Raw genomic sequence first — 10,089 nt, 5'->3', positions numbered from 1 at the left:
CCGAGTTGAACGGCCCACAGTCGCGGTGTGTCTGTATTACGTCCGAGTGCCCTGTTCCACTTAAGGGCGTCGGAACGAAGTCGGCGTCGTCTTCCGATTTCGCCGACTTCTGCGTACTTCAATCCGAGTGTCGTTTCCCACTTAAGGGATTCGGATTGAGACTGCCGCCGCCCGGCGCGTCGCGCCGGGAGGGCAGCCGTGGACGGCCGGGGTGACCCGGACGCCCTTCGCATTGCATTCCAATGGCAGTGTAGTATAAAACGCCACCGAAGAAAACCGCCTTCGCCATGCGGTTTCATGACGCGTGTGGACTGCTATCAACAGGGAACTGAGTAGTAAGGTTTCGGTGCTTCTCCCACGTGTGCGCTCGCAAGCGCGCGAGAGTTATCATCGGTCATCAGAAAAACTCGACGGGCAGTGATGGGGGTCTTGAGTGACAGTCGAGGGGGTGGTGCAGCCGACAAAGCCGGTATCACCATCCGGCAAACTACTTTATAAGGCCTGCCTTTATAAGGACGGGCGAGGAAACTGTAGTCAGCATGACGTCGCCGGCAGACTCAATCGAGATTCAGAACGTCGTTGCATCGACTGGAATCGGTCAGGAACTCGACCTCGAAGCACTCGCGGACGACCTCCCGGGTGCGGACTTCAACCCTGACAACTTCCCCGGGCTCGTCTACCGGACGCAGAATCCGAAGGCTGCCGCACTCATCTTCCGTTCCGGGAAGATCGTTTGTACGGGTGCCAAGAGCATTGACGACGTCCACGAGGCACTCGGTATCATCTTCGACAAGCTCCGAGGCCTGAGCATCCCTGTCGAGGAGGACCCGGAGATCACGGTCCAGAACATCGTCTCGAGCGCGGACCTCGGCCACAACCTCAACCTCAACGCGCTGGCGATCGGTCTCGGGCTCGAAGACGTCGAGTACGAGCCCGAGCAGTTCCCCGGACTCGTCTACCGGATGGACGAGCCGAAGGTAGTCATCCTCCTGTTCGGCAGCGGTAAGATCGTCATCACCGGTGGGAAGCGAACCGACGACGCGACGACTGCGGTCGAGCAGATCGTCGAGCGGATCCAGAACCTCGGGCTGCTCGGCTAGGCCGTCCGAAAGGAGGGCTTCCCGAGGCGGTTAAGTCAACAAGTGTCGACAGTGCCGAACCTGTCAGACGCGGAGTTACTTCCAAAACCGTCATGGCAGCCCGCAAAGAACCTGGACGGTATGAACGCGCGTGAGGACATCGCCTTCCTCGTCGGTTCGGCCAGTCGGATACGGATATTTCAGGCGGTGGCGGAGCAGCCAGCCACTCCGACGTCGCTTGCAGACCGTTGCTCGTGTGCTCGTGAGACTGCCCAGCGAACGCTCTCGGGCTTCGTTCAGCGAGGGTGGATTGCAAAGGAGAACGGCCAGTACGAGCTGACGGTCGGTGGTGAGAGCGTCTTGGAGCAGTACGAGCGACTGACAGGCGTCGTCGACGGCGCGAGTCGGCTTCAGCAGTTCTTGACCAACGCCGGGGCGACAGCTGACGGCTTTCCGATCGCAGCAGTCGCCGACGACGACGGGGTGACGGTGACGACCGCAACGGCAGAGGACCCCCACGCTCCGATCGACCGCTATCTCACCTTTCTGGGAACGGAACCCGTCGGCTCGTTCAAAGGGGTGAGTCCGATCGTCAGCCGCGTGTTCAACGAGGCGGCTGAGACGATCATCGGTGAGAAGACCGAAGTCGAACTCATCATCGACGAATCGGTGCTCTCCGTCTCGGAGTCCGAATATCCTGACGCGCTCCGTCGAGTCGGAGAGCTAGAACAGTTCACACTCCTCGTCGCGCCGGAGGAGATCTGCGTCGGCGTTGCACTAATCGACGGCCGTGCGTTCGTCGGTGCTTACGACGGACACAATAACCTGGTCGCCACCGTCGACGGGAGAAACGACCAACTCGTGACGTGGACGACGTCACTGTACGAGTCCTACCGCGAGTCCGCAACGCAACTCGATCTGACACCTGCGTAGCTGGCCGTGAGCGACCCCCTCACGCGTGAGCCACCTGTTATCGAGTGATTGTTTCAGTCACTACACAGTGTGATAAACTATAAGTCGACGCTCACAGACCGTTGAGATGCAGCGGACACGAACCAGTTGGTCCCCGCACAGAACGCTTCGGCCCGCCTCAACACCCCTCCTTCGGCGGTGTCGTTTTCCGTTTCACAGTATCGGTTCTTGCTTCGAGGTGTCGGTCACGAATCGGTGTTCTCGGTGAGGACGTCCTTCACGACTTCCGGGTCTTCGAGGAGCTGGTGCTTGGTGTAGCTCCCTTCGGCACTTCCGCCGCTGTGTTTCGACTGTTCGATGATGTCGAGGAAGGCGTGCTCTTTCAGCAGGTCGCGGACGCGACGGAGCGAGAGGCTGTCCGAACCTTCCTGTCGGCAGATGCTCTCGTAAATCTCGTACACTCGGCTGGTCCGAAAGCCGTCTTTCCGCTCGTTCGAGAGCGAGAGCACGGCGAGTGCCTGGAGGACGTACCGTGAGTGGGGGGTCGAGCCGCGAATCAGTTCGCGGAAGCGGTCGGTCTCCGCACGTTCGCGCGCTTGCGTGACGAAGTTTTCGCGAACCGTGGCGGCACCCTTCGACTGCGCGATCTCGCCAGCATAGCGGAGGATGTCGATGGCCTTCCGGGCGTCACCGTGTTCGCGCGCGGCGAGCGCGGCGGCGCGGGGAATCGTCGACGGGTCGAGGACGCCATCACGGAACGCGTCGCTACGGGCGTCCATGATGTCTCGGAGCTGGTTGGCGTCGTACGGGGGGAACACGAACTCCCGCTCGCAGAGACTGCTCTTCACGCGTTCGTCCATCCGTTCTTTGTACTGAATCTTGTTGCTGATGCCGATGACGCCGAGTTTGCAGTCGGCGATCTTGCCAGCTTCACCCGCTCGCGAGAGCTGCATCAGGATGTCGTCGTCGTCGAGCTTGTCGATCTCGTCGAGGAGGATGAGGACGACGTCGTAGCGCGCATCGAGGATACGCCACAGCCGTTTGTAGTAGGTCGACGTGCTCAGTCCCTTGTCGGGGACCTTGATACCCGTGTCCTCGGCGTCGTTGACGCTGTCGGCGATAGTCTGGACGGCCTGCGTCTCGGTAGTGTCTTGGGCGCAGTCGACATAGGCGAAGGTCGCGTTGACGCCTTCCTCACCGGCGGTGTCGACGAGCCGTTGGGAGACGTACTTCGCACACAGTGACTTCCCGGTCCCGGTCTTCCCGTAGATGAGCACGTTGCTCGGACTCTGGCCGAAGATAGCGGGGTTGACCGCGTTCGCGAGATTCGCAATCTCGTCGTCGCGGCCGACGATACGGCCTTCCCCCGGGAGGTGGCTGATTTCGAGGAGTTCCTTGTTGGCGAAGATGGGGTCTTCGCGCGTGAAGAGCGTGTCCCCAGTGTCGGACATACCATGCCACACCACGTTTCCGGTGAAATGACTTGCCCTTTCGAGGCGAGACACACACACCACGTTTCCGGTGAACGGGGTCGAAGGTGCGAGCGAGTGCAGTCGAAACGGGGGTTCTGGTTCATCGGAAACGAGGTGTGTCCACTCTGTCGCACGTTCGTTACGCGACTACCGATGACACCGACATCTCGGCTCGTGGACCTCAGTCCGCGTCGATTCCCGGTGATAACGAGACGGATGCTTCAGTGTCGGGAGGCAGTCCTCGCAGCGTCGGGTCCAACCACACAGCACTTCCCACCGACGGTGCTGTCTCTTCAAACGAAGCAGCAGTTCTCTTGCAGGAAACTGCAGAGTAGTATAATCTATTTCTGCAGAGGACTTGGTGGACTTTTCTCTCATGGAGTATATAATCCTGTCCTTACAGAGGCAACAGAATTGGTGACTGATTTGGCCCATGATCAAGCCGCTCTCCGGCCGCTCTCGCCCCTCTCAACGCGTTTCACCGGAAACGAGGTGTGTCTGTCTCCGGAAGACAGTCACTCGATCGGTGGTCATCGATGGCAGAGAACAGGGGAGCCGAACAGGGGAGCCGAACAGGAGAGCCGAACAGGAGAGTCGGCCCATGGAGTGTTGAATTGGGGTGTCGAGTTGAAGTGCCGAACTGGACTGCCGAACTAGAGTGCCGGATTGGGGGAGGATGTCGGACAGACCAATGGGGCGTACCGAGTCACGTCGTCGACACCGAGGGTCATCAGGGCAGTCGATGCTGAACCGTCGTGTGACACTGTTTCACCGGAAACCCGGTGTACTCCTGGTAGCACGCTGTTGCTGGTCGCGCGACGCTCACTGTACGCATCCGGCGTTCACCATAATATTCCACGTTGACCGTATACACACGACGTTCACCGTAAGCACTCGTCGACCGACACCACGTTTCCGATGAAATCTACGACTACTGACACGGTAGCTGTCGGGACGCGTGCTGTTCCTGAAACCCCTGTACGACTCACACAGCACCCCGCCCGACTACTGCCGGTTTCATCGGAAACACGGTGTCTGTGAGACCGTGTCGTTCCTGGAGCGGTTCCCCGGTCCGCGTGGGGATTCCCTGGTCCGTGTCGAGTTCTCCGGTCGACGTCGGGGCAACGAACCTCCGAAGGCCACGAACCGCCGGGCCGACGAGCGACGCTCTCGCCCCTCTCGACGCGTTTCACCGGAAACGAGGTGTCTTCCCTGGCTGAAACCGGTCCGCACGCGCTCGGCCCGGAGTCGCACTTCACCGGAAACGTGGTGTGGTCTCCAGCCAGCCGGTGCGTAAACGACATACGTCCTGTCAACCTAGCTGTGGTGTGGCTTCGCAACACAGTCGGGCGGATGACGCGCCGCCGACGTCCGACTCACGGCGCACGCCGTGGGACGTCCCGCTCCGTGACCCGGGTGTCTACGCCCTCACAAACCACTTCCGGCGACGGCTCGGACAACCCGGGAGATATCTCAGTCTCCCGGTCGTCTCCGAGACCATCCGTACCGGCCAACTCCGCTGGAATACGACCGACGGCTGGCGGTTCGCACTCGTCCGCGACGGCGTCCGGTTCATCATCGTCGTCGGCGATACCGAGACCAGCTCTCCCGTCATCGTGACCGGGTGGACCGAACTCGACTCGTGGGAGACCGCCCGCGCGTCGGCGCGGTGGTCCGCGAACGACCTCCACACGATTCGGCTGCGCGCGGACCTCAGCCGACACCGGACGCGACAGATTCCCGAGCGAATCCGTCCGCGGGTGGTTGACCGTCCGTTCGTCGTCGGCAACCACCGCGTACTCACGGATGCTGGCGCGGGCTACGTCGCCTGTGTCGACTGCGGTGCCCGCTTCCGGTCGAAAGCAGCACTCTGTGGTCGGCAGTGCTCGGACCGCCGCGGCTGAGATGCTACCGCCGGATGCGGACGCTTCGGCACCGCCTCGACCGGCGCGCTGATCTCGATTGGCGTGCTAATCTCAATTGGCCTGCTGATCTCGGCTGGTACGCTGAGGCCGAAATCTCTGCTATCTCACCGTGAGGCGGAACTATAACACCTCTTGGAGCGTATCTCCCGTATCGGTTGCGAGTCGGTCGGAGCGTCCTCACCGCACGACATCCTGGTCGCACGTGAACGGTCCTTGGCGGTTCCTGACCGTATGTGGACGAACTCACCTCCAGAGAACGACCCGCGCAAAACGTGCTCTCAGGAATCGTCAGTGGCTGATCCCCTAAGTGCCGTCGCTACAGTGGTCGGACCCTCGGATACCGGTCTCTCGAATGTCCATCTGCCGGATGTCGGTCCACCGGATGTCGATCCCCCGGACACACGGCTGCACGGACCGAACGCTGCCGATAGGAGCAGCTACCACAATGAGAGAATCCCCCGGAGGTCCGCTCTGGTTGCGAACGTATCGCTCACTGACGTCTGCCGTCGGCTCGGCCGCACGCAGGCTTCGCCGTGGCATCTCGTGGATGACGTCTCCCTACGGCGGTGGCACCTCCGCCGACCGTTGGGAGCGCGTCTGGCTCGCGCGAACCGAGGCGCGGTGGCGACGCGGTCCCGAGGTCGTCGAGTGCTTCCGGTTCGGCGACGGCTACGTCGCAACCGTCGAGTATACGAACCGCAGCGTCCGCTGGCAGCTCACCCCCGGCCCCGTTGGTCTCGCGAGCGCGCTGTTCACGGTCGCGCTCTATATCCAATACGACGTCACGCCGCAGATCGACCCCGACGGCCGGATGTTCGTCGCCCTCGCGGCCGACGGCCCTCGGCAGGTCTTCTCTGAATCCCTCGAAGAGCCGGTCCAGTACGTCTACATCGACAGCGTGCGCACGCTCGAAGAACTCCCGGGCTGTTTGGACACGATCTCGTTGGAACGGGCGTACTCGCGGCTCTCCTACGAGCAGCGGCGACAGCTTCGGTCGGGCCGGTCGTAGCGTCGCCAGCCAGCTTAGGGTTCCAGCCGCCCGTCGGCAGTGTAGAGTCGGGCGCCGTCCGCGTCGTCGACGAGGACGCCCCAGAGACTGCGGACCGAGGCGTCGAAGAGATGCTCGGGGACGAACGGCATCGGGACCGGTTCGTAGGCGGCCGCGCGCATCGACCTGATGTCGGTAAAGACGCCGACCTCGTGGCCCGAGCGGTCGGTCACGTGGAAACATTTGTCGCGTGGGTTCCGCTGGTAGGAGTAGGGGAACGTCGACGCTGGCGGACAGCCAAGGTCGTCGACACCATCGAGGACGGCGACCTCCTCGTCGTCGTCGGCGAGGACGACCCGTCGTCTGTCGGTCCCCGCCCGCCCGGCGTCAGCGTCGCCCTCGGCCGGACGCTCGAACCACTGGAAGTCGGGGTCGACAGCCTTGTGTAGCGCGTAGCCGCCCCCTGCCAGTTTGATCCGGTCGGGACCGTTGTAGAACGTCCGGCAGCCGTCCTCGGTCTCGTCTGCGACACACGCTGGCGAGGTGAGGAGACCGACGACCGTCTGGGCGAGCGCGTCGGCGTCGTCGCCCGGGACGACGAAGAGACTGCGGCGACCGTTGTTGCTGTTGTTCCAGAGCCGCGAGATAACCGTCGTCGGCTCGACGTCGCTCGCGCTCAACGGTTCGACCGCAATCGGTCCCGGTCCTCGCTCGCCACCGAAAAACGGGACCGTCTCCACGTCGTCGGCAGTTCGGCCATCCGATGTAGTTTGGTTCTCGGATGTGGTTCGGTCCGCCGATGTGGTTCGGTCCTTCGGTCTCGTTCGGTCCTCCTGTGCAGATCGGTCTTCCGGCGTGGCAATCGCCGTGGGAAGCCAGCTTCGCGCCGGTCGCTCGACCGCGTAGCCGTGACGCTCACACACGTCGACGCCGGACGCCACGAGCGACTCGTCAGTCGTCATCGACTGTCGTTAGGACTCGGCACACAATACGGTTGTGTGCGTGTGGCGACAGCTCCAACTCGGACGCCAGCGACCTTCCGAGGTCGCAAGCCGTTTCCCGCTGGCAGCGGTACGTCGGGTAATGACTGACGGGGACAGCGCTCCCAATACTGAACTCGCCGACGACACTGAACCCGCCGACGCGGCGACTCGCTCCAACTCGCGTGCTGACGACGCCGAGGCAGTCGCGGACTCGGCTGCCGACGACACGGACGCCGACGACACGGAGACCAACGACACGGACGCCGACGACTCGAAGGACTTCGACTTCTCGCTCGACCGGTTCTACGACGCCATCGAGTCCGAAGGCCGCCCGGTGATGACCGCCCAGCAGGTCGCACGACGGCTCGACTGCACGCAGGCCGAGGCGATGGACGCCCTCACCACCCTCGCGGAGGGCGGCGTTGTCACCCGCGTCGACGTCGAGACCGACCCGGTCGTCTGGTATCCCACCGAGTGGGAGGACGTCGCCAGCCGCGAGCGGGTGGTCCTCTTCTCCGAACGCCGCGAGATCGTCGTCGACCAGCCGACCCAGTACACCCGTGCCCAGCTCTCGCAGTTCGCCCACCTCGTCGACGCGACGGGCGAGCGGTTCGACTCCGCCCGCGAGCGCAACCGCGGCCGAGGGTATCTCTACAAAATCAGACAGGAAGACATCTGGCAGGCTCCCTTCGAGACGCTGGACGGACTTCTGACGAGCATCCGGTCGGTCCTGCCGCGGCGGTCACCCCATCTCGAAGAGTGGGTCGAGTCGCAGTGGAAGCGCGCTCACCAGTTCGTCCTGAAGACGCACGAGGACGGCTACACGGTGCTCGAAGCGGCCACCGACAATCTCATGGGCAACGTCGCCCGGCAGAAACTCGACGACGACCACATCCAGGCACCTCTCTCGGACACGGAGTGTTGGGTCTTCGACGACGCTGTCGCCGAGATCAAACGTATCCTCTACGACGCGGGCTATCCCGTCCAAGACAACCGCGACCTCGAAACGGGCGACCCGCTCGATATCGACCTCACCATCGAGCTTCGCGACTACCAGCGCGACTGGGTCGACCGCTTCGAGGAGCAACGTTCCGGCGTCTTCGTCTCCCCACCCGGTTCGGGCAAGACCGTCGCCGGTATCGGCGTGCTCGCAGCCGTCGGCGGCGAGACCCTGATTCTGGTCCCGAGCCGCGAACTCGCTGCCCAGTGGAAGGAAGAACTGCTCGCGCACACGACGCTCTCCGATGACCAGATCGGCGAGTACCACGGCGGCGAGAAGCAGATTCGCCCGGTGACTATCTCGACCTACCAGACCGCCGGGATGGACCGCCACCGCGCGCTGTTCGACTCGCGGAAGTGGGGGCTCATCCTCTACGACGAGGTCCACCACGTTCCCTCGCGTATCTACCGTCGCAGTGCCGACTTGCAGGCAAAACACCGTCTCGGTCTCTCGGCGACGCCAGTGCGGGAAGACGACCGCGAGAAGGACATCTTCACGCTCATCGGCCCGCCCATCGGCACCGACTGGGACAAACTGTTCGACGCCGGCTTCGTTCAGGAACCGGAGGTCGAGATCCGTTACGTCCCGTGGACGGACGACACCTCGCTCAACGAGTGGCGGAGTGCCGACGGCCGTGAGCGGCATATGCTGGCGGCGATGAACCCCGCGAAACTCGACGCGACCGAACGGCTCCTCGATGCACATCCGGACTCGAAGGCACTCGTCTTCGTCGACTATCTCGACCAGGGGAAGTTCCTCGAATCGGAACTCGACGTTCCCTTCATCAGCGGTGAGATGCCCCACTACCGGCGCGAACAGCTGTTCCAGTCGTTCCGCGACGGCGACATCAGAACCCTAGTCATCTCCCGCGTCGGCGACGAGGGTATCGACCTGCCGGACGCCGAACTCGCCATCGTCGCCTCCGGTCTCGGCGGGTCGCGCCGCCAGGGTGCCCAGCGCGCCGGGCGGACGATGCGACCGACGGGGAGCGCGCTGGTCTACGTGCTCGCCACCCGCGGGACGAGCGAGGAGGACTTCGCCCAGCGGCAGATGCGGCATCTCGCCGAGAAGGGCATCCGCGTCACCGAGCGCGACACGACCGCGTTACACGAGGAGACGGATCCTTCTGACGAGGTGGACGCTCACGAGGCGGACCCCGACAACGCGGACCTCGACGAGGCGGACCCTGACGAGGACAAGACGGCTCTCGCCGACGCCGAGAGCGACTCTCCAGAGCGTTCCGGCAGCGAATCCCAAACCGAAGAGAACACCACGGACGCCGAGAACACACGAGACAACTGATGCATACAGATCGCTTCGACTTCGAACTCGTCTCGCTGGAAGAGGCCGGTACCTTCTCGCGTGACGTCACCGCGGCCATCACGAACACGTCGGATGTTGTCGCGACGGACGTCGACCTGACGCTCGACATCTCTGCTGCGGGCGAGGACGTCGACACCGTCGAGGTCGGTCTCGGCGACCTCGCGTCCGGCGAACGCCGGGAGATCGCCTACACGCTCACCGTCTCACCGACACAGGGCGTCGCACTGCTCGCGAAGGGCGCGAATCTCGGGCTTACCGTCACCGCAGACGGCGAGACCGAGCAGGCCGAAGGCACTATCGAGGTCTGACGCTCCGCGCCGCGACCGCGCTTCTCACTCTTCTCTCCTCGTCGAGACCGGCCTTTTCGCCTCTGTCCACGTCGAGACAGCCGCTACGAGGCTGATTCG

At 63.3% G+C, this 10,089-nt stretch carries 8 protein-coding genes; 6 read left to right on the top strand and 2 right to left on the bottom strand.

Translation table 11 applies throughout. The features are described from left to right. Nucleotides 1–539: 539 nt before the first annotated feature. Both BLR57_RS13585 and BLR57_RS13580 read left to right on the top strand, forming a co-directional pair. Entirely contained in the window at nucleotides 540–1,100 is a 561-nt protein-coding gene (locus BLR57_RS13585) for a TATA-box-binding protein (protein WP_089698388.1), read from the top strand. A gap of 120 nt (nucleotides 1,101–1,220) precedes the next feature. After that, entirely contained in the window at nucleotides 1,221–2,012 is a 792-nt protein-coding gene (locus tag BLR57_RS13580) for a helix-turn-helix transcriptional regulator (protein WP_089698386.1), read from the top strand. A 224-nt stretch (nucleotides 2,013–2,236) separates the two neighbouring features. On the opposite strand, the gene BLR57_RS13575 is transcribed toward BLR57_RS13580, so the two are convergent. Further along, on the bottom strand, nucleotides 2,237–3,442 hold the full coding sequence (locus BLR57_RS13575) for a Cdc6/Cdc18 family protein (protein ID WP_089698384.1): 1,206 nt from the start codon (nucleotides 3,440–3,442) through the stop codon (nucleotides 2,237–2,239). Nucleotides 3,443–4,791: 1,349 nt separating this feature from the next. Here BLR57_RS13575 and BLR57_RS13570 point away from each other — a divergent pair. Both BLR57_RS13570 and BLR57_RS13565 read left to right on the top strand, forming a co-directional pair. After that, nucleotides 4,792–5,367 carry a hypothetical protein gene (locus BLR57_RS13570; RefSeq protein ID WP_089698382.1) on the top strand — a complete coding sequence of 192 codons (576 nt, stop codon included), beginning with the start codon at nucleotides 4,792–4,794 and terminating at the stop codon, nucleotides 5,365–5,367. Nucleotides 5,368–5,935: 568 nt separating this feature from the next. Next, nucleotides 5,936–6,397, top strand: a complete 462-nt coding sequence (locus tag BLR57_RS13565; RefSeq protein ID WP_089698380.1) for a hypothetical protein — start codon at nucleotides 5,936–5,938, stop codon at nucleotides 6,395–6,397. 14 nt (nucleotides 6,398–6,411) lie between these two features. Here the strand turns inward: BLR57_RS13565 and BLR57_RS13560 are convergent, their stop codons facing one another. Then, nucleotides 6,412–7,338: a hypothetical protein gene (locus BLR57_RS13560; RefSeq protein ID WP_089698378.1), complete on the bottom strand. Its 927-nt coding sequence runs from the start codon at nucleotides 7,336–7,338 to the stop codon at nucleotides 6,412–6,414. Nucleotides 7,339–7,459: 121 nt separating this feature from the next. Between BLR57_RS13560 and BLR57_RS13555 the strand changes: the two genes are divergently transcribed. After that, nucleotides 7,460–9,661, top strand: a complete 2,202-nt coding sequence (locus BLR57_RS13555) for a DEAD/DEAH box helicase (protein ID WP_170830643.1) — start codon at nucleotides 7,460–7,462, stop codon at nucleotides 9,659–9,661. Next, complete coding sequence (locus tag BLR57_RS13550; RefSeq protein ID WP_089698376.1) at nucleotides 9,661–9,990, top strand: hypothetical protein; 330 nt, start codon at nucleotides 9,661–9,663, stop codon at nucleotides 9,988–9,990. The genes BLR57_RS13555 and BLR57_RS13550 overlap by 1 nt, the downstream gene beginning before the upstream one ends. Nucleotides 9,991–10,089: the final 99 nt, after the last annotated feature.

It is taken from the genome of Halogranum gelatinilyticum (assembly GCF_900103715.1).
Lineage (GTDB): Archaea > Halobacteriota > Halobacteria > Halobacteriales > Haloferacaceae > Halogranum > Halogranum gelatinilyticum.
The sequence above is the reverse complement of the archived record's forward strand: the minus strand, read 5'-3'. Positions and strand labels throughout refer to the sequence as shown.